The 22,706-nt window shown below is 72.9% G+C and carries 19 protein-coding genes; 7 read left to right on the top strand and 12 right to left on the bottom strand.

Annotated elements, in window-relative coordinates; genetic code table 11:
• Nucleotides 1-2 precede the first annotated feature (2 nt).
• A complete protein-coding gene (locus ABZ484_RS01740; RefSeq protein WP_358863957.1) occupies nucleotides 3-1,205 on the bottom strand; it encodes an Ig-like domain-containing protein in 1,203 nt (400 codons plus the stop codon).
• A gap of 382 nt (nucleotides 1,206-1,587) precedes the next feature.
• Between ABZ484_RS01740 and ABZ484_RS01735 the strand changes: the two genes are divergently transcribed.
• The 5 genes from ABZ484_RS01735 to ABZ484_RS01715 all read left to right on the top strand — a co-directional run bounded on the left by ABZ484_RS01735 (nucleotide 1,588) and on the right by ABZ484_RS01715 (nucleotide 7,245).
• Nucleotides 1,588-2,730 (top strand): peptidoglycan bridge formation glycyltransferase FemA/FemB family protein, encoded by a 1,143-nt coding sequence (locus tag ABZ484_RS01735; protein WP_358863956.1) that lies wholly within the window; start codon nucleotides 1,588-1,590, stop codon nucleotides 2,728-2,730.
• Nucleotides 2,727-4,409, top strand: a complete 1,683-nt coding sequence (murJ, locus tag ABZ484_RS01730) for a murein biosynthesis integral membrane protein MurJ (RefSeq protein WP_358863896.1) — start codon at nucleotides 2,727-2,729, stop codon at nucleotides 4,407-4,409. Before ABZ484_RS01735 ends, murJ begins: the two co-directional genes overlap by 4 nt.
• 161 nt (nucleotides 4,410-4,570) lie before the next feature.
• A complete protein-coding gene (locus ABZ484_RS01725; protein ID WP_358863895.1) occupies nucleotides 4,571-5,251 on the top strand; it encodes a response regulator transcription factor in 681 nt (226 codons plus the stop codon).
• Between the two features lie 6 nt (nucleotides 5,252-5,257).
• A complete protein-coding gene (locus ABZ484_RS01720) occupies nucleotides 5,258-6,733 on the top strand; it encodes a HAMP domain-containing sensor histidine kinase (protein ID WP_358863894.1) in 1,476 nt (491 codons plus the stop codon).
• Complete coding sequence (locus ABZ484_RS01715) at nucleotides 6,730-7,245, top strand: hypothetical protein (RefSeq protein WP_358863893.1); 516 nt, start codon at nucleotides 6,730-6,732, stop codon at nucleotides 7,243-7,245. Before ABZ484_RS01720 ends, ABZ484_RS01715 begins: the two co-directional genes overlap by 4 nt.
• A 4-nt stretch (nucleotides 7,246-7,249) precedes the next feature.
• Here ABZ484_RS01715 and ABZ484_RS01710 read toward each other — a convergent pair whose 3' ends face one another.
• Both ABZ484_RS01710 and ABZ484_RS01705 read right to left on the bottom strand, forming a co-directional pair.
• Complete coding sequence (locus tag ABZ484_RS01710) at nucleotides 7,250-7,984, bottom strand: FAD binding domain-containing protein (protein ID WP_358863892.1); 735 nt, start codon at nucleotides 7,982-7,984, stop codon at nucleotides 7,250-7,252.
• Between the two features lie 164 nt (nucleotides 7,985-8,148).
• Nucleotides 8,149-8,832: a methyltransferase domain-containing protein gene (locus tag ABZ484_RS01705; RefSeq protein WP_358863891.1), complete on the bottom strand. Its 684-nt coding sequence runs from the start codon at nucleotides 8,830-8,832 to the stop codon at nucleotides 8,149-8,151.
• 90 nt (nucleotides 8,833-8,922) lie between these two features.
• On the opposite strand from ABZ484_RS01705, the gene ABZ484_RS01700 reads away from it, so the two are divergent.
• Nucleotides 8,923-9,531 carry a TetR/AcrR family transcriptional regulator gene (locus tag ABZ484_RS01700; protein ID WP_358863890.1) on the top strand — a complete coding sequence of 203 codons (609 nt, stop codon included), beginning with the start codon at nucleotides 8,923-8,925 and terminating at the stop codon, nucleotides 9,529-9,531.
• 73 nt (nucleotides 9,532-9,604) lie between these two features.
• On the opposite strand, the gene ABZ484_RS01695 is transcribed toward ABZ484_RS01700, so the two are convergent.
• The 9 genes from ABZ484_RS01695 to ABZ484_RS01655 all read right to left on the bottom strand — a co-directional run bounded on the left by ABZ484_RS01695 (nucleotide 9,605) and on the right by ABZ484_RS01655 (nucleotide 21,999).
• Complete coding sequence (locus ABZ484_RS01695) at nucleotides 9,605-10,246, bottom strand: isoprenylcysteine carboxylmethyltransferase family protein (protein WP_358863889.1); 642 nt, start codon at nucleotides 10,244-10,246, stop codon at nucleotides 9,605-9,607.
• A 150-nt stretch (nucleotides 10,247-10,396) separates the two neighbouring features.
• Nucleotides 10,397-11,608, bottom strand: a complete 1,212-nt coding sequence (locus ABZ484_RS01690; protein ID WP_358863888.1) for a cation:proton antiporter — start codon at nucleotides 11,606-11,608, stop codon at nucleotides 10,397-10,399.
• Nucleotides 11,609-11,638: 30 nt separating this feature from the next.
• Nucleotides 11,639-13,540, bottom strand: coding sequence for an alkyl sulfatase dimerization domain-containing protein (locus ABZ484_RS01685; protein WP_358863887.1), 1,902 nt, complete (start codon nucleotides 13,538-13,540; stop codon nucleotides 11,639-11,641).
• A gap of 219 nt (nucleotides 13,541-13,759) precedes the next feature.
• Nucleotides 13,760-15,517, bottom strand: a complete 1,758-nt coding sequence (locus tag ABZ484_RS01680; RefSeq protein WP_358863886.1) for an aldehyde dehydrogenase family protein — start codon at nucleotides 15,515-15,517, stop codon at nucleotides 13,760-13,762.
• 130 nt (nucleotides 15,518-15,647) lie between these two features.
• Nucleotides 15,648-16,958: an MFS transporter gene (locus tag ABZ484_RS01675; protein WP_358863885.1), complete on the bottom strand. Its 1,311-nt coding sequence runs from the start codon at nucleotides 16,956-16,958 to the stop codon at nucleotides 15,648-15,650.
• Nucleotides 16,959-17,188: 230 nt separating this feature from the next.
• Nucleotides 17,189-18,121 (bottom strand): TauD/TfdA family dioxygenase, encoded by a 933-nt coding sequence (locus ABZ484_RS01670; RefSeq protein ID WP_358863884.1) that lies wholly within the window; start codon nucleotides 18,119-18,121, stop codon nucleotides 17,189-17,191.
• A gap of 247 nt (nucleotides 18,122-18,368) precedes the next feature.
• A complete protein-coding gene (locus tag ABZ484_RS01665) occupies nucleotides 18,369-18,974 on the bottom strand; it encodes a TetR/AcrR family transcriptional regulator (RefSeq protein ID WP_358863883.1) in 606 nt (201 codons plus the stop codon).
• Between the two features lie 251 nt (nucleotides 18,975-19,225).
• The gene (locus tag ABZ484_RS01660; protein WP_358863882.1) at nucleotides 19,226-20,455 is read right to left on the bottom strand and encodes a lipase family protein; all 1,230 of its coding nucleotides are present in this window, start codon (nucleotides 20,453-20,455) and stop codon (nucleotides 19,226-19,228) included.
• Between the two features lie 35 nt (nucleotides 20,456-20,490).
• Nucleotides 20,491-21,999 (bottom strand): AMP-binding protein, encoded by a 1,509-nt coding sequence (locus ABZ484_RS01655; protein WP_358863881.1) that lies wholly within the window; start codon nucleotides 21,997-21,999, stop codon nucleotides 20,491-20,493.
• Nucleotides 22,000-22,075: 76 nt separating this feature from the next.
• On the opposite strand from ABZ484_RS01655, the gene ABZ484_RS01650 reads away from it, so the two are divergent.
• Entirely contained in the window at nucleotides 22,076-22,705 is a 630-nt protein-coding gene (locus ABZ484_RS01650; protein ID WP_358863880.1) for a TetR family transcriptional regulator, read from the top strand.
• Nucleotide 22,706: the final 1 nt, after the last annotated feature.

The following is a 22,706-nucleotide window of genomic DNA, read 5'->3' as shown; positions in this document are numbered from 1 at the left end:
CCTCAGTGCAGGGCGCTGCGGGCGCGCCAGTCGTCCCAGCCGACGTTCCAGTCGCCCAGGCCGTTGTTCACGGCCACGGTGCCCTTGGTCTCCGCCCCGGTGACCTCGAACGGGTCGCCGACGCCGGCGTGTTCGAAGAGCCAGCGGGCGTCGGCGTCGCTCAGGTTGATGCAGCCGTGGCTCTTGTTGGCCCGGCCGAACCAGCGGGCGTTCCAGGGTGCGGCGTGGACGTACGTACCCGACCAGGTCAGGCGCATCGCGTAGTCGACGTCCTGGTCGTAGGCATTGCCCAGGCCCACGGTCTCGGAGTTCATCCGGATCGTGCCCTCCTTCGCCATCACCACCTCCGTGCCGCGCCAGGAGCCCGTCTCGGGACCGGGGATGCCGCCGGACACCAGGAAGGTCCGTGCCGTCCGGCCGTCGCGTTCCACGGTGAGCCGCTTGCGGTCGAGGTCGACCTTGAAGATCTGCCGTGCGCCGACGGTGAAGCGGAGGTGGTAGTCGCGGACGAACCAGCCGCCGTCCGTGCCGGAGTCGGTGCCGTTCAGCCGGGCGTCCAGGGAAACCCGGGTTCCGGGCCGCCAGTACTCCTTGGGTCGCCAGTCCACCCGGTCCTTGCCCGACCAGTCCTTCATCCAGCCCCATGAACCCTCCGTGTGGTTCGAGGTGGTGACCTTGAGCTGCCGCTCCACCGCCGCCTTGTCGCGGACGGGGCGGTCGAAGACCAGGGAGATCGGCTGGGCCACACCGACCGTGGTGGCGTCGCCCGGCCGCCAGTCCACCTTGTTGACGAGGCCGGCCGCCTCCGTCGTGAACGACGCGTGCGCGTCGCCCGTCGTGCCCTCCTCGGTGCGCGTCCGCGCCGTCACCGTGTACGCGGTGCCGGGCGCGGCGTTGCGGTCGGAGGTCCAGCTGCGGCCGTCGCGCGACAGTCCGCCGGTGAGGTGGCCGCCCCGTGCGTCGGTGACGGTGACGGAGGTGAGGGTGCCGCCCCGCGCGGTGACGGTGACCGGCTCACCGGGCTCGGCCCGGGTGCCGTGGGGTGTCACCGTGACCGTGGCCGGGCGGTCGTCGGCACGTCCGCCGTCCCCTTTCGCGACCGCCCCCGCCGTGGCCGGGTGCCCGGCGGAACAGGCGGAGAGCGCCGCGGCCAGCAGCGCGGTGTTCAGCAGCGCCACGGCCGCCGCGCCGCCGGTCCTGCGTATCCGCGCGGAGCCCGGACGTATGCCTCGGACAGGTATCTCGCTCAACGAATGCCTCCGTGAAAGGGACTGGAAGGAAGTGGAAGGGGCGGAAGGAAGTGGAAGGGGCGGAAGAGGGGTGAAGGGGAAGTCCACGGCGGGACGCCGGTGACTCTAGGCGGCGAGAACCCGCTGGAAGGCGGCCTCCTGCCCGTGTGACCGCCGTTGCAGAGGAACGGTCATCGTCCGGTCACATTCGGCGCGCGACGCGGTCACGGACGCCTGTGAATCTTCGGCGCATCCCGTGCCGCACCGGCCGGTTCCCGTTTCCCGCACCACCACGACCGCACCCCGAGGAGGCGCAGTGTCCGCGCTGCTCACGACAGCAGGCTGTGACCGGAAGGACATGCGGCTGGAGCCCGTCTCCGCCGAGGCGTACCGGGCCTTCCTCACCTCGCGCACCGGCTCCGCCCTGAACCCCGGTTTTCTCCAGTGCCCGTCCTGGGCCGCGGTCAAGGACGGCTGGCACGCCCGGCTGCTCGGCTGGGGGCCGAGGACCGGATCCGGTGCCGGCGAGCTGAGCGGCGTGGCGCTGGTGCTGCTGCGTCAGCTCCCCGGCACCCGCAAGTACTTCGCGTATCTGCCCGAGGGCCCGGTCGCCGACTGGAGCGACCCGGACCTCGACGCCTGGCTGGGCCCGTTGCTGCGCCATCTGCGCGGCGCGGGCGCGTTCGCCGTGCGCATCGGGCCCTCGCCCGCCTACCGCCGGTGGGACGCCGCCACGCTCAAGACGGCGACCGGACCCGGGCGGCGGGTGACCGACGTGCTGGCCAGCGAGGTCGATCCGCTGGGCGCCGCCGTGGCCGAACGGCTGCGGGCCCGCGGCTGGCGTCGCTGCGGCGGCGACGACGGCGACGGCGACGCGCAGCCCCGCTACGTGTTCCAGGTGCCGCTCGCCGGACGCGGCACCGAAGACCTGTGGTCCGGGCTCAACCAGGAGTGGCGGCGCAACATACGCCGGGCCCAACGGTCGGGCGTCGAGGTGACGGAGGGCGGCGCCGCCGAACTCCCCGAATTCTTCCGGCTGTTGCGCATCACCGAGGAACGCGACGGATTCCGTCTCGGCCGCTCCCTGACGTACTACGAGCGCCAGTACGCGGCCCTCAACGCCGAGGAGCCGGGCCGTATGCGGCTCTACCTCGCCCGCCACCAGGGCGAGATCCTGGCCGCGCACACCATGATCACGGTGGGGCGCCGGGTCTGGTACCAGACCGGGGCCTCAGCCGACCACCGGCGGGAGGTACGGCCGTCCAACGCCCTGCAATGGCGCATGATGCTCGACGCCCACGCCCGGGGCGCGGAGGTCTACGACATGCGGGGCGTGCCCGCCTCGCTCGACCCCTGCGACCGCCCGTTCGGGCTGCTGCGCTGGAAGCTCGGCACCGGAGGCCAGGTCGTGGAGACGCTGGGCGAGTGGGAGACTCCGCTCGGCGGCACCGCCAACCACACGCTGTACCGCGCCTTCCAGATGTACCTGGCCCGCCGATGAGCACCGTCACGGCGCCCGGGCGGCGCGCGCACCGCCGCCCCGACTCGACGCTGCGCAGCGGTGCGCTCATGGCCTCGGGGTCCCTCGTCTCGCGGGCCACCGGGTTCGTACGCTCCGCGGTGGTCGCCGCCGCGCTGGGCGTGGGCCCGGCCGCGGACGGCTACGCGGTCGGCAACACCGTTCCCACCATCGTCTACACACTGCTCCTCGGCGGCGCGCTCAACGCCGTGTTCGTCCCCGAACTCGTCAGGGCCGCGGGCGAGCACGAGGACGGCGGGGCCGCGTACACCGACCGTCTGCTCACGCTCTGCACGGCCGTGCTGTTGCTGCTGACGGCCGCGGCGGTGTGGGCCGCGCCCGCGATCGTGGCGGCGTACACCGACTACGGCGGGGCGCAGGCCGCGACGACGGTCGTCTTCGCCCGCTGCTGTCTGCCGCAGATCTTCTTCCTCGGCCTGTTCACCCTGCTGGGGCAGGTGCTGAACGCCCGGAGCCGGTTCGGCGCCATGATGTGGGCGCCAGTGCTCAACAACGTCGTCGTCATCGCCGCCTTCGGCCTGTACCTGGTGACGGCCGGCACCGGCGGGACGCTCACTTCCGGTGAGACCGAGCTGCTCGGCTGGGGCACCACGGCCGGCATCGTCGCCCAGACGCTGGCGCTGCTGCCGTCCCTGCGCGCGGCGCGCCTGCGCTGGCGGCCCAGGTTCGACTGGCGGGGCAGCGGGCTGTCCCGGCCGCTGCGCTCGGCCGGCTGGCTGATGCTGCTCGTGTTCACCAACCAGCTCGCCTACTGGGTGGTGACCCGCCTGGCGACCACGGCCGGAGAGCGCGCCGCGGCCGAGGGCATCGACGGCGGGGCGGGATTCAGCGCGTACGGCAACGCGTACCTGCTGTGGGCCGTGCCGCACGGCATCGTGACCGTCTCCCTGGTCACCGCGCTGATGCCGCGGATGAGCCGGTCGGCGGCAGACGGCGACACCGCGGCCCTGCGGCGGGACGTCTCCTCCGCCCTGCGCCACAGCGCCGCCGCCGTCGTGCCCGCCGCGTGCGTGCTCGGGGCGGTCGCCGGGCCGGTCATGGCGGTCGCCTTCCAGTACGGCAGGACCGGCGCCGACGACATCACGGTCATGGCCGGGGCGTTGACGGCGTTCGCGCCGGGACTGGTCGCCTTCTCCGGGCAGTACGTCCTCGCGCGCGCCTTCTACGCCCTCTCCGACACCCGTACGCCCTTCCTGCTGAACCTGGTCATCGCGGGCCTCAACGCGGGCCTGTCCACGGTCGCCTGTCTGCTGCTCCCGGCGCGCTGGGCGGTCACCGGCATGGCGGGGGCGTACTCGGTGGCGCTGTTCGCGGGGTGGGCGGTCACGGGGTTCGTACTGGACCGAAGGCTCGCGGCACCGGCGGAGGGCGAGACACGGCGTTCGCCGTGGCGCTCGCACGCCGCGACCGCGCAGGCGCGGCTGACGGTGGCCGCGATCCCGGCCGTCCTGCTCGGTCACCTCGTGGCCGGGCGGGCGGCGGCCTTCGGCCCGCTCGCGGCGGTGGCCGCCGGCGCCGCGGCGATCCTGACGGTCTTCGCACTGCTGGCCCGCCCGCTGCGGCTGGCGGAGCTGGAGGCGGGTCTCGGGGTGGTGCTGCGCAGGCTGCGCCGCCGAAGCAGACTGCGCCGCCCAAGGTGACGCGACGCCCCGGTGACCGCCTCACGCCTCCTTCTGCCTGCGCTTCCTGCCTGTGCCCGTCACCACCTGCCGTTTTCTTCGCGCTTTTGCTCTCTTTCGCTACTTTCCTCTGCCTTCTGGCCGTGGACCTTCGCCGTTCGACCGAATGGAATAATCTGCATATGCCACGTGTCCTGCTGATCGAAGACGATCCCTCCGTCCGGGAGGGGATCGGCCTCGGCCTGCGCCGCCGCGGGCACGAGGTGCGCACCGCCCCCACCGGGGAGGCCGGGCTCGCGGCCATCGGGGAGTTCCGGCCGGACCTGCTGCTCCTCGACCTCATGCTGCCCGGTATGAACGGGGTACAGGTCTGCCGGCGGGTGCGCGAGGCCGGTCAGCTGCCGATCATCATGCTCACCGCTCGCGGTGACGACTTCGACGTCGTGGTCGGGCTGGAGGCCGGCGCCGACGACTACATCGTCAAGCCCGCCCGCACGGAGGTCATCGAGGCCCGCATCCGGGCCGTGCTGCGCCGCATCGACGAACCGGCCGGACGCACCGCCGTGGAGTTCCACGGCGACCTCGCGATCGACCGTGCCGGGCTGAACGTCGCCAAGGCCGGGGAACGCATGGCGCTGGCGCCCTCCGAGCTCAAGCTGCTGCTGTACCTGTCGGCCGCGCCCGAACAGGTCTTCAGCCGCCAGCAGTTGCTCGAACAGGTCTGGGAGCACAGCTACCACGGCGACGCGCGCCTGGTCGACGCGTGCGTGCGGCGGCTGCGCAACAAGATCGAGGACCAGCCCGGGAGCCCCCGGTACATCCAGACGGTGCGGGGCTTCGGCTACCGCTTCGGGCCCCTGTGACACGTGATGAGCCGCCGGAAAGCCCGAATCGGGCTGCGTACCCGACTGGTGCTCGCCTTTCTGCTGGTGGCCGCCATCAGCGCCGCGACCACCGCGACCCTGGCCTACCGTGCGGCGCGCACGGCGATCCTCAAGCAGGCCCAGGACACGGCCGTCTCCTCCCTCCGCGACCGGGTCCAGCGGCTGGGCACCTCCCTGCCCGTCGAGACCCAGAGCCTCCGGGAGCAGTTGCTTGCGATCGCCCAGCAGGGCAAGCCCCGTACCTGGGTGGTGTTCGCCGAGTACGGATCGGTCCGGGTCTCCTCCGGGACCAGCCCCGTCTCCACCGTGATCAGCCCCGCACTGCGCGAGGCCGCGCTCGCCAACCCCCGTGGCGCCTTCCAGCGGGTCGACAAGGGCGGCATCCCGTATCTGACCGTCGCCATGCCGACTGTCTTCCGGGCCGGGAAGACGGCGCGGCCCACCGGGCTCGTGGTGTACGCCGTGATGCGGCTGGACCAGGAGGAGATCCAGGTCCGGGCCATGGTCACCGCGGCCCGGGACGGTGCGTTCCCGGGGCTCGCGGTGGCAATCGTCCCGGCGCTTCTGGCCGCCCGCAGCGTGCTGCGCCCGGTCCGCGACCTGCGGAAGGCCGCACGGAACATGGGCAGTGGTCGGCTCGACACCAGGATCCCGGTCAAGGGCAGCGACGAACTCGCGGACCTGGCCCGCACCTTCAACGAGTCGGCGATCGAGCTGGAGCGGACCGTCGGCGAACTCCGCGCGGCCGAGGAGCGCGCCCGGCGCTTCGCCTCCGATGTCTCCCACGAACTGCGCACCCCGCTCGCCGGAATGCTCGCCGTCACCGAGGTTCTGGACGAGGACGCCGCCCGTCTCGCCCCCGACACCGCCGCGGCCGTACGGCTGATCAGCGCCGAGACGGGCAAGCTGGCCGTCCTCGTCGAGGACCTGATGGAGATCTCACGCTTCGACGCTCGGGCCGCCGAGCTGAACGCCGACGAGGTGGACGTGGCCCAGGCCATCCGCAAGACCCTGACGAGCCGTCACTGGACCGATCCCGCACAGGTCGTCACCGACCTGCCCGAAGGCATCAGGGCACGGCTCGACCCCAAGCGCTTCGACGTCGTCGTCGCCAACCTCGTCGGCAACGCGCTCCGGCATGGCAGCGCGCCCGTCACGGTGCGGCTGCGCACCGAGTCGTACGGGAACGGGCCAGCCGGGAACCGTGGCGCGGTCTGGCTCGTCACGGAGGTCGAAGACAGCGGCCCGGGTATCCCCGCGGATGCGCTGCCGCACATCTTCGAGCGCTTCTACAAGGCGGACGCGGCCCGTACCCGCTCGGCAGGCAGCGGACTCGGCCTCGCCATCACCCTGGAGAACGTGCGGCTGCACGGCGGCACGGTCCGGGCCGCGAACGGCCCGGCGGGCGGCGCCGTGTTCACCGTGACCATGCCCCTGACGAGCGAGGAGGCGACGGGGTGAAGTTTCCGTGCACCGCCGTGGGCCGGGCCGTCGCGGCCTGCGCCACGGCGGCCACCCTGCTCACCGGCTGCGGAGTGCAGAAGACCGGTGTCATCGAGGTCGGTGGGCCCGCCACTGTCATGGCCGCCGATCCCAAGGGGCAGTACTTCCTCTTCTTCCTCTCGACCGAAGAGCGCTTGACGCCGGTGGTCCGGTTCAGTAAGGGCTACGATCTCCCTGGCGGTACCGAACCGGTGGACGTGCCGACGGCCATCACCGCGCTGTTCGCCGGTCCGCAGGCGGACGACCGCGCGGCCGGGCTCCGCACGGAGCTGCCGAAGTTGAACGGCTCGATGGGGGTGTCGACCGGCCCCGGCAAGGTGCGGATCGTCCTCCCGCTCGCCGTTCGGCCGCTCGGGAAGCCGGCGGTGCGTCAGCTGGTGTGTACGGCCGCGTTCGCGCAGGGCAGCGACGGCACCGCGGAAGTGACCGTCCAGGGAGAGGACGGCGCGCTGCCACCGGCCCGCTGCTGAGTCCTCAGTGGCTTCCGGGGCACCTCAGGAGGTTGCCGACCTGCCGACCGACGACCTCCCATGCGGCGGCGGTAAGGTCGCCAAGAGCCGTGTTCTTCAGCGCGTGCAGAATCTGCTCGGCGTCGGTGCCTGCGCCTGTGTCGCACAGGGTGTCGCCACTGAGCACGTCATACCCGTCGCGGACGGCGACACGGAGGCGGTGCCGTCCGCTGCCGTCGTCGTGCAGCGCGGCGGCGACGACGAGCGGGGGCGGTCCGCCCGCCTCACCCGGCAGTTTGCGGTAGGCACTGGCGATCGGCCGGTGCCAGCGCAGGCCGAGCAGGAGCGGACGCTTGGCCAGCACCTCGGTCAGATCGGTCTCGTGCGGCCCGTCGGACTCCAGCACCGTCGCGCGGGCGTCGAGGACCAGGGCCGCGGGCAGCAGACAGCGCAGCGTGCTGCCGACGATGTTGCCGCCGACCGTCGCGGTGCGGCGCACGGCCCCGGTCCCCACCGAGCCGGCGGCCCGGCGCAGCACCTCCGGTATTCGGTCGTCGATCCGGTTCAGCACCACCGCGGCGCCCAGCGCCTCCGGCCCGATGACGTTGGCCTCCGGCAGCTCCCGCAGCGACATGGCCCGCTCGGGGAAGCCGTCGCGCTGCCAGGTGGCCCACACGAGTGTCGCCCCGCCGATCGGGACGGCGCCCTCGGCCAGGCATTCCTGCGCTTCGGTCACGGACGTGGGCAACCGCAACAGCACCTCGACCGACCTGCCTTCCTGGGGGAGTTGGACGGTGGACGGACGGGCGCTGACCGGTACCGGTGCCCGCCGACAGGGCGCATCTTCGCCGTCCCGGCGGGGGCGCGTACAGGGCTCACACGAGCAGGCCGTGCACCGCCCCGCCGCGCACCCCGCTCGTTCCGTCACCGCTGGGCCGGATCCGCCGCTCCCGGTCGCACCGCCTGCACGTAGCACAGCCACGGCCGTACGTCGCCGCCGCCGCGCACGTCGAAGCCGGCGTCCGCGATCAGTCCGTCGAGCAGGTCGACCCGGTTGTGGGACATGGCGTGGCTCGTCGCGCCGTGCACCAGGTGCCGGCCGAGCCGGCTCTTCGGCGGGCGGAATTCGACGACCAGCAGCCTCCCGCCGGGCCGCAGCACCCGGTACATCTCCCGCAGCGCCTCCGGCCGGAGGTGTTCCGGGAGGTGGTGCAGCATCAGGCTGGTGACGACCGTGTCGAAGGAGGCGTCCGGCAGGTCGAGGGACTCGGCGATCCCTTCCCGGTAGGTGCAGAGGGCGCTGCCCGGCCGCTGCCTCCTGCGCCGGGCGTAGGCCAGGACCGGCGGCGACGGATCCACGCCGGTCACCGCGCCGTCCGGGCCGACCCGGGCGGCCATGTGCCGGGTCAGGCAGCCGGTGCCGCAGCCCACGTCCAGGACGCGGTCGCCGGGCTCGGCCCCGCTGAGCCCGGCGAGGCGGGCGAAGGCCGCGCGGCGGCGGCCGGCGAAGCAGAGGCCGCCGAACAGCTCGTACGCGCGCGGGGTGGCGATCGTGACGCCCGGTGTGTCCGCGCGTGGCTTGCCCTGCATGAGATGTCCGAGGGGCATGACCCTCCTCCATAACTTAGTGACGACTAAGCACATTCCAACTTAGCCGCGACTAAGAAAGCTGGCAAGGGGCCGCGTACGATGTCAGGCGTGACCGACTCCCGTCCCCGGACGCGCAAGCGCCTGCCCGCGGCCGAACGCCGTGCGACGATCCTCGCCGCGGCGGCGGAGGTCTTCGCCGAGACCGGCTACCAGCGAGGCAAGGTCTCCGAGATCGCCCGTCGGGTGGGTGTCTCGGAACCGGTCGTCTTCCAGAACTTCGGTTCCAAGTCCGCCCTGTACCGCGCGGTCCTCGACCACGCCACACAGGCGGTGTCCGCCCTCCTGCACCAGGCCGCCGACGCGGGGCGCCCGGTGCCCGGCGTGCTGGCGGCCTTCCTCGATCCGGCCCACATGGACCGCTTCCACCAGCCCGGCTCGCACGGCTTCCTCTTCGCGGACGCCGCCGGACTGGCCCACGACGCGGAACTCGGGACCGCCCTCCGCGAAGTCCACCAGCAGCTCGTCGAAGCGCTCGCCCAGTTGCTGCGCCGTGGTCAGGCCGCCGGGGACGTCCGGGACGACGTCGACCCGCGGACCGCGGCCTGGTGGCTGGTCTCCCTGCTGGCGAGCCGGTCCTTCCGCGCGGCCGTCGTTCCCGAGCGCGACCGAGTCGAGGCGGACGTGACCGACCTGGCGCTCCGGTCACTGCTGCCCTGAGCACGGCGCAAGCCCGCGACGGCCCTCCCGCGACGCCCCCCCGCAGGGACCGGCCTCCCGGACACGGACCGGCCTACCGTTGCTCGCCGCCGGCGTGGAGCCCGCCGAACCGGGCGGGACGTATTCGGGGGATCAGTGCCGGGACGCCGGCGCGGTAGGTGTCGTACGAGGCGCCGAACCGCCGGGCCATCAGGCCGTCCTCGACCCGGACCCGCCACAGCAGCCAGGGGACGGCGACCACCAGGAAGGCGGTCCAGACGCCGAAGCCGCAGGCCAACGTGGCACCGGCGATCAGACCGAGCAGCCCGGTGTAGATGGGGTGGCGCACCAGCCGGTAGGGCCCGTCCGTCCGTAGCTCGTGATGCTCCTTGACCAGGGGGACGCTCGCCCACATCGTGCCCAGCACCCAGCGGGCCCACAGCAGCCAGGCGGTGGCGGCGACGGCGAGCAGGGCGCCCACAAGCGCCAGTTCGGGCTGCCAGTACCGCAGATGGCGCCAGAAGTGCCGGGACCGCCCCACCAGGACGTAGAAGGCGAGGGCGCCCGCGATCAGCAGCAGCCGGCGCGGCAGGGTGCCCCGCAGCCCACGCAGCCAGGCGCGCGAACCTGCCCGGCTCTGCACGCCGAAGTAGACGGCGCCCAGGATCCAGGCCGCGACGAAGACGACGACGCAGACGCCGATGACCACGACGACTGCCGAGTGCAGAGAACCCATGCCTCAAGCGTGCTCCGCGCACGCAGTGGATCACCACCACCCACGGGTCGATGGAGAGACCGCCTCCCACCTCCACCCAGGGATGGAGGGCACCTGAACAGCGAGCGGGAAACGAAGCTGCGTGAGGTCTTCACGGAGTGACGCCCCCCGTCACCACGCCTCCGACTCCGCCGAGGACACTGACACCGGCTTGCGTCCGCCGTCCGCGCGCAGCCGCATCGCCGGCAGCGGCAGGACCAGTACGGAGATCATCGCGGCGCCGACCAGTGCGGCCGCCTGGTCCCTGCCGAGGACCTTCTGGTCGACCCCGATGGTCGTGATCGCCACGACCAGCGGCAGGCAGGTCGAGGCGAACAGGGTGAGTGCCGTACGGTCGCGGGCCCCGAGGTCGCGCGGCGCGAGCAGGTACACCGGGCCGCCCCTCACCAGCAGGAACAGCAGCAGGAACACCGGCACCAGGACGAGGGCGCGCCCGTCGTGCAGCAGGGCGCGCAGGTCGAACTCGATGCCGGTGACCACGTAGAACAGCGGCACGAGGAAACCGAAGCCCAGGGCCTCGACCTTGCCGAAGACCTCCGCACTGTGCGCGGGCGACGCGCCGTGCAGCACCAGCCGGGTGAGGACTCCGGCGGCGAAGGCGCCGAGCAGGATGTCCAGGCCGAACGCCTGCGCGAGGGCGAGCATGCCCGCCAAAAGCAGCACGACGAAGCGGACCGCGAACTGCCCGCTGCTGTGCAGCGTCGTGTCGATGAGCCGGGAGAACCAGGGCCGGCGCGGTCGCAGCGCCCAGAGGACGGCGCCCGCCGTGATCACCGCGAAGACGACCAGCAGGGCCGTCGACACGCCCGGCTTGCGTCCGCTGAGCAGCAGCGCCATCGCCACGACCGGCCCGAACTCCCCCACCGCGCCGAAGGCCGACATCACGGTGCCGAAGCGGCTGCGCAGGTCCCCGGAATCCCGCAGGATCGGCAGCACCGTGCCCAGCGCCGTACTGGTCAGGGCGGTGCCGATGACGAACGCCGGGTAGGTCTCGCCGCCGCCGACCAGGAAGCCCAGCCCGATACCGACGACGAGGGAGACCAGCCAGGCCCCGAGGGAACGCCGCAGGGTGCTCCCACGCACCGCGGCGAACTCGATCTCGTATCCGGCGAGGAAGATCAGCATCGCCAGGCCGAGGTCGGACAGCGCGTCGATGACGTGGTCCGGGCGCGCCCAGCCGAGGACGGCGGGCCCGATCACGATGCCGAGGGCGATCTCGAAGATGACCAGCGGAACACGGATCCGTCGCGCCGCCGCCTCCGCGAGGACCGGCGCGAGGACGGCCGCTGCCGTGATCAGGACGAGGGTGCCGGAATGGAACATGGGCCGCTCAGCAGGACTCGGGCCCGCGCGTCACGGGGTGACGATCGCGAAGTCGGGATCGGGTGCGCCGAGGTGCCCCAGGAGTTCGGTCAGCCTGCCGATGTCGCCGACGACCTTGACGCCCTCGCGACCCGCCAGACCGGCCGGGTCGGCGGCACCGAGCAGCACCTCCCGCAGGTCGCTCCCGGCGAGGGTGATCTCGACGTCCGGGTCGGCCGCGACGGGTCCTGTGCCGGTGACGTGGATGAGCACGCCGTTGCGCAGCCGGAGGGTCACCGGCTCGCCGTCGGTGAGGTCGAAGCGGACGGTGATGTCCGCGTCCCAGCTGCGCGGGCCGTCCACCCGGATCGCCAGGGAGTCGAACAGCTGGTCCAGCGACAACGCGGCCAGCACATCGGGCGAGGTGGTGGCGGTGGGCGTGCCGACCGAGCCGTGGCGCAGCTCCAGGGCGCCCATGAGGAAGAAGTTGCGCCAGGTGCCGTTCTCGCTGCCGTATCCCAACTGCTCCAGCGCGTCGGCCTGGAGCGCGCGTGCTTCGGCGTGGTGGGGGTCGGCGAACAGGACGTGGTCGACGACCTGTACCACCCACCGGAAGTCGCCGTCGGCGAAGGACCGGCGGGCCCGGCGCACCACCTCGTCGGCGCCGCCCATGAACTCCACGTACCGGTGCGCGGCTTCGACCGGCGGATGCTCCCACAGGTGGGCCGGGTTGCCGTCGAACCAGCCCAGATAGCGCTGGTAGATCGCCTTGGTGTTGTGGCTGACCGAGCCGTAGTAGCCGTGGGTGTGCCAGGCGCGCTCCAGCGCCGGGGGCAGCCGGATCTCCTCGGCGATCTCCGCTGCGGTCAGGCCCTGGTTGAGCATGCGTACCGTCTGGTCGTGGAGGTAGGCGTACAGGTCGCGCTGCTCGGTGAGGAAGGTGACGACCCGCTCGCGGCCCCAGACCGGCCAGTGGTGGGAGGCGAAGGCCAGGCCGCTCGACCCTGCGAACAGGCCGATGGCCTCGGTGAGATAGCGGGCCCACTCGCGCGGGTCGCGGACTTCGGCGCCCCGCAGGGTCAGCAGGTTGTGCAGGTTGTGGGTGGCGTTCTCCGCCATGCACAGCGCGGAGTGGTCGGGGAAGTGGATGTTCAGCTCCGCCGGCGCCTCGGTGCCCGGCGTGAGCTGGAAGACCATCCGGATGCCGTCGACGGTCTCCGTCTGCCCGGTGCGGGTGATGTCCACCGTCGGCGGGATCAGCCCGACCGTACCGGTCGACGTCGTCTGTCCCAGGCCCGCGCCGAGCTGCCCGCGCTCCCCCTTCGGCAGCGCGGCGCCGTACATGTAGGCGGCACGGCGGTTCATGGCCGTACCGGCGTAGACGTTCTCGCTGACGGCGTGCTTCAGAAAGCCCTGCGGGGCGAGCACCGGCACACCACGTGCGATGTCGTCGTCGCCGACGACCCCGCGCACGCCTCCGAAGTGGTCGGCGTGGCTGTGCGTGTACAGCACGCCGGTCACCGGGCGGTCCCCGCGGTGGGCGCGGTACAGGGCCAGTCCCGCCGCGGCGGTCTCGGCGCACAGCAGCGGGTCGATGACGAGGACGCCGCGCTCGCCCTCGACGATCGTCATGTTCGACAGGTCGAAGCCGCGTACCTGGTAGATGCCCTCGGTCACCTCGAACAGCCCGTGCTCGCAGCACAGCCGGCTCTGCCGCCACAGGCTCGGATTCGCCGTGTCCGGGCACTCCTGGTCGAGGAACCCGTAGGCGCCCAGGTCCCACACCACGCGCCCGTCGCCGTCGCGGATCACAGTCTCCCGCGCCGTGCCCATGAAGCCGCGCCGCGCCTCCTCCAGATCCCGCGTGTCGTCGAAGGCGAACCTGCGCCGCACCGAGGCGTTGGCCGTCACGATGCCAGGCTCCGCGGGCTTGGCTTCGTTGTTCCGGGGCATCTCGATCTCCTCGCGGGCGACGGGCGAAGACCGGCCGCGCGAACCGGCACGGCCAGTGCCACCCTCACCCGGCCCGCGCGCCCCGCACGACCGGATGTACGCCGTTGGAGGGAGCTTGGAGGGAGTACCGACCGGTGTACGCCGTCGGAGGGAACGGTCGGTGTCACACGGCCGGCGCACGGCGGCGCGCACCCTCCCCCGGACCTGACGGAACTGTGATCAGCCTCGTAGAGCCGAGGCGAAGATGCCCGGCAGCCTGGTCACCCGCGGGGCTGCCGTGAACCGCGTCAGGCGCTCCATCGTCGTACGGCCGGTGCGGTTGGTGACGAAGTACGGCGGTCGGGGGGACATGGAGGGGGAACCGGTGAACAGGCCGCGCGGGGCCGGCGCGAAGGGCGCGCGCAGCACGGTCTTCTCCACCCTGTCCAGCATGAACGCGTTGTGCACGAACCCGATGCCGCTGCCGATCTCCTGACGGGTGTGGCCGGGGAAGGCACCCCACGGTGTGTAGCCCAGGAGGAAGCCGAACGCCGACCAGCAGTTGACGCCGAGCGTGCCGTAGCGCAGTGCGGCGACGGCTTCGTCCACGGCCGCCCGGTGCGCGCGTTCGGTTCCGGGGTGGACGAGCAGGGTCGCGCCGAGGGTGCCGGGCAGTTTCTCGTTGGCGAACCGTGTCGCGGCCCGGAGGAACCGCGCGGGGTCCGAGCCCGGCAGGCGCACGACGCCGAGGGCGCTGGCGAACACCTCGTCGGTGAGCAGGGGGTCGTCGGAGTCGACGATGTCCGGCACGAGGACGCGGCAGTCGCCGTCGCCGAGCGTCTCCGCCTCGGGGTGGGTCCGCGTCACCGCGTCCAGGCGTTCGGCGGCGCCGGGGTAGTAGTCGCGGCGCGGCGGGAGGTCGCGCAGCAGCCGGCGGATCTCGCCGAGCAGCCGTTCGGTGCCGTCCCAGTCGCGGGGCACGACGAGGATCTGGCTGGCCACGCAGTTGTGGCCGGAGTTGTTCATCTTGCTGGTGACGATGTGTTCGGCCTGGAAGCGGAGGTCCGCCGCGCTCCAGGGGCCCGGAGTCACGATGCAGGGGCTGACACCGCCCAGCTCGCTGGTGAAGGGCTTGTCGTTGAGCGGGGTGTCGTCGCGACGGCGCCGGGCCGCGTGCTCGTCCGTCCCCCAGACGATCGCGTCGTGCGTGCGCTCGCTGCCCGTGACGTGGATGGCGCCGACGTCCTTGTGAGCGCTGAGGTACGCACCCTCGGCGGCGCCGCCGTCGACGAAGCGGACCCAGCCGCGGTCGACGAACTCGGCGAACACCTTCTCGAAGTGCGGGCGGAGGTAGGCGTTCACCGGGTTCATCTTGGCGATGACGACCTGCCCCTCCGCGTACAGCTTGTGCAGGACGTCCAGCGGGGTGATGGCCGGGACGTTGCCGGCGCCCAGCACGAGTGCCACGGCAGTCTCCGCCGTCTCGCCGGTCTTGCACGTCTCGCCCGTCTCACCGGTCTCGCACGTGCGCACCCGGTAGTCCCTGGCCGCTGTGGCGCGTACCTGCTCCGGGGTGGTCCCGGGCCGGGTCCACACCTCGGCGGTGAAGCCGTTGAGCAGCAGGCGGTCCCAGGCCGTGGCCGGGAAGACGTCGACCACGGTGCGGCCGTCGCGGCGGCGGACCGCGCCGCGGGCCAGGGGGTCCTTTCCGGCGGCCAGGCGGCGCAGCACGTGGAGGTAGGCGTTCACGGTCTGCGCCAGCGCCCACGGGGCGGTCACCCAGTCCTCGGCGGCCCAGGGCGAGGTGGGTTCGTAGCCCTTGGCGCGGGCGGCGTCGGCGACCATCGCGCGGGCGCCGTCGGCGATCCGCGGCAGCAGGCGCTCCAGCAGCCGGATCCGTTCCGGCAGCGGCGTCCGGGTCCAGGACTCCGCGTGGTCGCGCAGGTCGGCGACGGCGAGATCCAGTGGGGCGGTGTCGAGCGCCGGTTGGGTGTTCATCGGGGCAACTCCTGTGCCGACCAGAGTCCTTCGCGTCCGCCGCAGGGGCGCGGACCCTGGGTCGTGGTCGTGGTCGTGGTCGTGTTCGTGGTCGTGGTCGTGGTCGTACGTCGCCTGATGGCGCGTCGGGTCAGCGGCCCAGCCGGGCGAGGTCGCGTGCCGGGTCGACGAGAAGGAAGGAAGCGGTGGCTCCGACGGCCAGGAGCAGGCCGGACAGGAATACGGCGTCGCGGTAGCCGGTGGCGCCCTGGGCGTCGACCAGCGCGCCGACCACGGCGGGCGCCGCGAGGCCCGCCGCCGTCACCACCGCGTTCATGGCGCCCAGCGCGCCGCCGCTGCGGGACGGCGGGGCGAGTTCGGCGACCGTGGTCGCGGCGATGGTGGCGTACGAGCCGCCGAGGCCGAAGCCGAGGGCGACGAGGACGGTTCTGGCGGGCGTGCCGTCGGCGAGCGGCACGGCCAGACAGCAGGCGGCGCCGAGGGCGAGGAGCCAGCCGCCGACCCAGCCGCGGGCACGGCGGCTGCCGGCGCCGCGGCGCATCAGCCGGCCGGTGATGCCGGCCTGGGCGAGCAGGGCGACCGCGCCGATCGTCCAGGGGGCGATGACGACGGTGCCCGCCTCGTCGGCCGAGTACCCGAGGGCGTTGCGCAGGTAGGACGGAAGCCAGACCAGCATCAGCGCCACGCTCCAGTAGCTGGTGAAGTAGGCGAGGGTGACGCCGATCCAGGTGCGGCTCGCGAGGATTCTGCGGTAGGGGAGAGCGCTCGGGGGCCCGGTCTGCTGTGCCTCCCGCCGGGTGGGGTCCTGTGGCCCGGTCCGGTGCCCGCCGTCCGCGCCGAGTGCCGCCCATGCCAGCGCCCACACCAGGCCCACGGCCGCGAGCACCCACAGCGCGGCCCGCCAGCCGTGGTGCTGGATCACCCAGGACAGACCGGGAGCGGAGACGATCACGCCGAGGGTGACGCCGAGCGTGATCAGGGCGCCGGGCAGGTTGCGCCGGTGGTTGGGGAACCAGGCCAGCGTGGCCTGCTGGGCGACGGGGAACGCGGGGCCTTCCGCGGCTCCCAGGCACACCCGTGAGACGACCAGCACGGCCAGACCTCCGCCGATCGCGGCGGGGACCTGTGCCACGGACCAGAGCACGGCCATCACCAGGAGCAGCGCCTTGGGCGAGAGCCGGTCGGCGGCCAGCCCGACGACGACGGCCGCGACGGAGAAGAGCAGGAAGAACGCGCTGTTGGCGAGGCCGAACTGGGTGGCGCTCAGATGCAGGTCGGCACGGATCTCGTCGGCGGCCAGACCCAGCACGGACTTGTCGGCGAAGTTGACCATCATGAACAGCACGAGCAGCGCGGTCACCGTCCAGGCGCGGGCGCTGCTGCTGCCGGTGGCCTCGGCGGTCCCAGCGGGCTGCTGGGGCACGGTCGGTGCCGCGGTCATGGGTCCTCCTGAGGAGAGGGGGGTGGGAAGGCGGAGAGGGTGGAGCGCGGCATCGTGTGCTCTCGCGGGGCCGGGTGACGTCCCGCACCGCGGGCCGGTGGCCGGAGGCCGGAGACCGGAGACCGGAGGCCGGAGGCCGGAGACCGGAGACCGGAGACCGGAGACCGGAGACCGGAGGCCGGAGACCGGAGGCCGGTGGCCGGAGGCCGGTGGTGCGGGACGGGCGCGGTTCAGGACAGCGGGACTCCGGCGATGGCGATGCGCTCCATCACGCGCCGCTGCGGGAAGTAGTCGTTGATCGCGTAGTGCTGGGTGGCGATGTTGTCCCAGATGGCGATCGAGTCGGCCTCCCAGTGGAAGCGGACCTGGTACTCGGGGATGCGGGCCTGGAGCACGAGGATGTCCACGAGTTCCCGGCTCTCCGCGTCGGACAGACCCTTGATGCGCGTGGTGAACGGCTCGTTGACGTACAGGGTCTTGCGGCCGCTGCGCGGGTGGCGCACCACGACCGGGTGCTCGACCTGCGGCCACTGCTTGCGGAAGGCCGCCTTCTGCTCGTCGTTCATCAGGGCGCCCCAGCTGGGCTCCCAGTCGTGGACCGCGGTGAGGCCCTCGATCCGATCCTTGAGGTCCTCGGGGAGGTTGTCGTAGGCGGCGGCCATGTCCGCCCACATCGTGTCCCCGCCCGCGGCGGGCACCTCCACGGCGCGCAGGACCGAGCCGAGGGCCGGGTTGACCATGAAGGAGTGGTCGCTGTGCCAGATGTTCTTGTTGCCGGCGGCCTTGGCGTCCTTGGCGAGCCGGGAGACGCCGACGGTCTCGGTCTTGGGGAAGAACGGGTTGGGCTCCGGCGGGCCCCAGACCCCGGCCAGCTGAAGCTGGTGGTCGGCGGTGAAGCCGGTCTGGTTCCGGAAGAAGATCACCTTCCACTCCAGCAGCGCCTGGCGCAGCTCCTCGGCGAGGTCGTCGCCGATCGGCCGGTTCAGGTCGACACCGCCCAGGACGGCGCCGAAGTGCGGGGTGAGGGGGGTGATGTCGAGCAACCGGTACTCGGCCTGGGACGCCCCGGGGGCGAGCCGGTCCAGGACACGGCTTCCGTAGTGCATCAGGGGCTTGTCCAGCACCGGCTTGGGGTGGGCGACAGGGGTCGAAAGAGCGGCCATGGGGTTTTCCTCCCGGCAGCGAACGCTGATTACGTAACCGGCAGTATCGATATTGGCTCGCGGCGGGGCAAGGGGTTGAGGGCAGTTGTTTCCAACGGATTTCCAGGCCGCCCGACCGTCTCGCGGGCACGGCGAAGGGCGCGCCGGCGCGAAGCCGCACGGCACGCGGTGCGAAGTAACGGGTTGCCGGAGAGGAGTCAGCGCAGGGGCGTCCGGCCGGCGTCGCGCCGCCGTGGCGCGTGGCGGGTCACGGCCGGGCGGCGACCGCCCTGCCGATGAGGTCCACCACGGACTCGACCAGCGCCTCGTCCGGCATCCGCTGTTCACCGACCATGCGGAACACCAGCGACGCGGCCACCAGCGTCGCGGCGGCCCCCACGTCGGCGTCCGGCCGCACGTCGCCCCGCGCGACGCCGCGCTCGAGCACGTGCCGGGTCTCGCTCATCACCCGGGCCGTGTAGGCGCGGTAGGCGCCGGGTTCGGCCTCCGCCTCGGCGCTGGCACCGATCACCCCGGCCAGCAGGCGGGCGACACCGGGCTGCCGGTACGCCTCCATGCGCGCCGTCAGCACGGCGCGCAGCTCGGCCCGGAAGTCTCCCATGTCGGACACGGTGAGCGGTCCGATCCGCGACTCAGCGGCGGCGATGATCAGGTCCTGCTTGGTGGACCAGCGCCGGTACATGGCCGGCTTGCTGACCCCGGCCCGGGCCGCCACCGCGTCCATGGTCAGCGCGCTCATGCCGCGCTCCGCCACCAGATCGACCACGGCGTCCAGCACCGCGCGGGTGACCCGCTCCTCCCGGGGCCGCCCGGGTCCGCGCCCGTTGCCCCGCCCCACCTGCTCGACCGTCATGCCTCCGACCCTATGGGGAGAGCGGGACGACCCTCCACTTCGGGGCGTGCGGGCGGTAGGGCCCGCCGCTGATGGGCAGCCGGTCCTACGGCCTCGGCGGGCGGGATCGGACGCCCCGGCGGGTGAAGCCGTGTGGACGGGGCGGAGACGGCCGTGCGGAGGGGCTGAGACGGCCGTGCGGAGGGGCTGAGACGGCCGTGCGGAGGGGCTGAGACGGCCGTGCGGACGCGGCGGCGCCGTACACAGACTCCTCAGCCGCGGCCGAACAGCCCGTCCACCCACCGGCTGACGTCCGGCAGCGAGGCGGAGAGCACTCCGCGGTGGTCGGCGTCCGGATACGTCAGGTAGGTGACGTCGACGCCCCGGGCGACCAGTTGCCGGCGCAGCGCGGCCGTCCACGCGGGCTGGATGACCGTGTCCTGCCCGCCCTGCGCGAGCAGCACCGGTACCGGCGGGGCCAGCGTGCCGGGCTCGTTGTCGGCAAGGACCTTGTCGAAGGCCGACAGGTCGACGTCCTTGCGGAAGATCTCATCGGTCTTCAGCGAGCCCCAGGAGTCCGCCTCGCGCAGCTGCCCGATGCACTCGGTGTCCGCGTCGGCCATCAGCTCCACGGCGCGCGGGGTGAGCAGGTCATCGTCGGTCAGGTCCGTCGCGGTCTCGACACCGCGCACGATCAGCGGGATGAAGCTGCTGACGCCGGCGGCCGGCATGGTCCGCAGCGCCGGTACGGCGGTGCTCAGTTGCGAGCCCGGGGCGAGGGCGACCGCGCCGAGCAGCCGCAGCTCCGGGGTCCAGCGCGCGGCGAGCTCGGCGGTGTAGACGGCGGCGTGGCCGCCCTGGGAGTGGCCGTTGGCGACCCACTCGTCGCTCAGCCGGCCGGAGAGCTCGTGCGCGGCGCGGGTGAGGTCGGCGGCGGCCCGCGCCTCGGCCTCGCCGATCAGATAGCTGTGCGCGCCGTCCGTGCCCAGGCCCTGGTAGTCGGTCTTGGTCACCGCGTAGCCACGCCGCACCCAGGGCACCAGGGTCTGCTGCATGGCCTGCAGATAGTCGTGCGCCGGGCTGGTGGCCGAGTCCAGGGACGGGGCGCAGGCGTCGGCGACGCCGGTGGTGCCGTGCAGCCAGGACAGCACCGGCCAGCCGCCGGCGGGCGGCTTCCGCGTGGGGATGGCGACCGTGCCGGAGACGGCCACCGTCTTGCCCTGCGGCGTGACCGAGCGGTACACCACCCGCCAGTTGTCGGCGTCCTCGAAGGCCGCGTCGCCGGTGAGGCGTCGCGCCCAGATCAGGCTGCCGTGCTCGCCGTGCTCCGCCAGGGCGCGGGGCGGGTGGTAGAAGGCCGTGCCTCTGGGACCGGCGGGTATGCCGGTCCCGTTACCGGCCGCCGCCGGGGGTGCGGCGGTGAGCAGCGCCGTGAGCGCTGCGGCGGCGCAGCAGGCCGCGATTCCCTTGGTGTGCCGTGCGCGGGGACGTCGGTCGTTCATGTTGTGCGTGGTTCCTTTCCTGGTGGCGTGCGGCCTCAGCCCGCGAACTCCGCCCGCAGCACGTGCTTGGTGATCTTCCCCGACGCCGTGCGCGGCAGCTGCGGACGCAGCACCAGCTCGCGCGGGATCTTGTAGCGGGCGATCCGGGGCTCCAGCCAGGCGCGGATCTCCTCCAGCGTCGGCTCCGTGCCCGCGCGCGGGACCACGACGGCGACCACGGTCTCGCCCCACTGCGGATGCGGACGGCCGACCACGGCGACGTCGAGGACGTCCTCGTGACCGCGCAACGCGCCCTCCACCTCCTGGGAGGCGACGTTCTCACCGCCGGTGATGATGATGTCCTGCATCCGGTCGACGATCGTGACGAAGCCGTCCTCGTCGATCCGTCCGAGGTCGCCGCTGCGGTACCAGTCGCCCGCGAATGCCTGAGCCGTGGCCCCCTCGTTGTCGAGGTAGCCCACCATCCGGGTGTCGGAGCGCAGCCAGATCTCCCCGGTCTGCCCCGTGGCGGCGTCCGCGCCATCGGGCCGCACCACCCGCACATCGACACCGGGCATGCCGCCGCGCCCGATCGAACCCGCCTTCTCCACCTGCTCGTCGGGCGACAGCGAGGAACCGACCGGGCCCATCTCGCTCATCCCGTACACCTGGTGGAAGTCGTCCGAGCCGTACGCCTTCATCAGCCGGCGCGCGGTGTCCGCGTCCAGGGGCCCGGCACCGTAGATCCACGCCCGGACGGACGTCAGGTCGTACGACGCGAAGTCGGGCACCGCCTGCGGCGGGGCGATGAACGCGATGGGCGCCCCGAACACCGCGGTGACGCGCTCGTCCTGGATCACCTGGAGCATGCCGCGGGGCTCGTACTCGTGCTGCAGCACGACCGTGCCGCCGAGGAACACCGTGCCCATGACCCAGTTGTTGAGCGGGGAGGCGTGCCAGATGGGCATGCAGATCAGGAACCGCTCGTCGCGCCGCAGCGGCACGGCCGCGGCGGTGTAGGCGGCGGTCAGGGCGATGCCGCGGTGGGTGTGCACGCAGCCCTTGGGGGTGCCGGAGGTGCCCGAGGTGTACAGGATCTGGGCGACGTCGGAGTCCGGTCCGCGGACGCCCTCCCACTCCCCCGCGGCCTCCACGAGCGCCTCGAAGGAGCCTGCCGTGCGCTCGCCAGGGTGGCTGACCAGCAGCGGGATGTCCGTCCCCGCCCCGCGTACGACTTCGGCGAGCCCGGCGTCGGCCAGCGCGAGCGTGGCGCCGCTGTGGGTCAGCAGCCGCGCGACCTCCGCGCTCCGCAGCTTGTGGTTGACCGGCACCAGCGTGGCTCCCGCGTACCAGGCGCCGAAGGCGGCGATGACGAAGGCGGGCGTGTTGTACGTCATGACCGCGAGCCGGTCGCCGGGGCCGAGGCCGGCGTCGCGCAGCACGGCCGCGGCACGCCGCACGTCCGCCGCCAGCCGGGCGTACGTCCAGCGCCGGTCGCCGTAGACCAGCGCTTCCTTGCCGGGGGCCTTGCGGACCGCGCTGTCCAGCATGGCGCTGAGGTGCATCCCGTACTCCATGATCGTTTCTGGCCAGTGCACCGACGCTCTGGCGCTAAGGTCTGAACGATGATTCACTGCTTCCATGGCATACCGCAAGACCCCCGCCGAGCTGGAACGCCTCAGCAGCGCCCGGGAGCATCTGGTGGAGCAGGCCACCAACGTGGTGGCTGAGGTGGGCTGGGCCCAGGCGTCCGTGAACGCCGTCGCCGCCGCGGCCGGTATCGCGGCCGGTTCGGTGTACCAGCACTTCCCGTCCAAGGCGGCGCTGGCCGTCGAGGTCTTCCGGCGCGCGTCCGGCCGGGAGGTCGAGGTGATCGGCGAGGTGCTGCGCAGCCCCGGCGATCCCGTGGAGCGCCTCGCCCGCGGCGTCGAGGTGTTCGCCCGGCGCTCCTTCGAGCGGCGCGGCCTGGCGTACGCGCTGCTCGCCGCCCCGGCCGAGCCCGCCGTGGGCGCGGAGCGGCTGGAGTTCCGCCACCGCTACCGCGAGCTGTTCGCCGAGGTCGTGCGGGAGGGGGTGGCCGCGGGCGCGCTGCCGCCGCAGGACGCACAGGTCACCGCCGCCGCGCTGACCGGCGCCATCGGCGAGGTGCTGGTCGACCCGCTGGGCGCGCCGGACGACGACTCCGTCGAGCAGCTGATCGCCGAGCTGATCGCGATGTCCCTGCGCTGCGCGGGCGCCGCCCCGGAGCGTTCGAGCGAGCTCCCGGCCTGAG

This window comes from Streptomyces sp. NPDC006393 (assembly GCF_040628575.1).
GTDB lineage: Bacteria > Actinomycetota > Actinomycetes > Streptomycetales > Streptomycetaceae > Streptomyces.
Note: the sequence above shows the minus strand (reverse complement) of the source record. Positions and strands in the feature narration are given on the sequence as shown.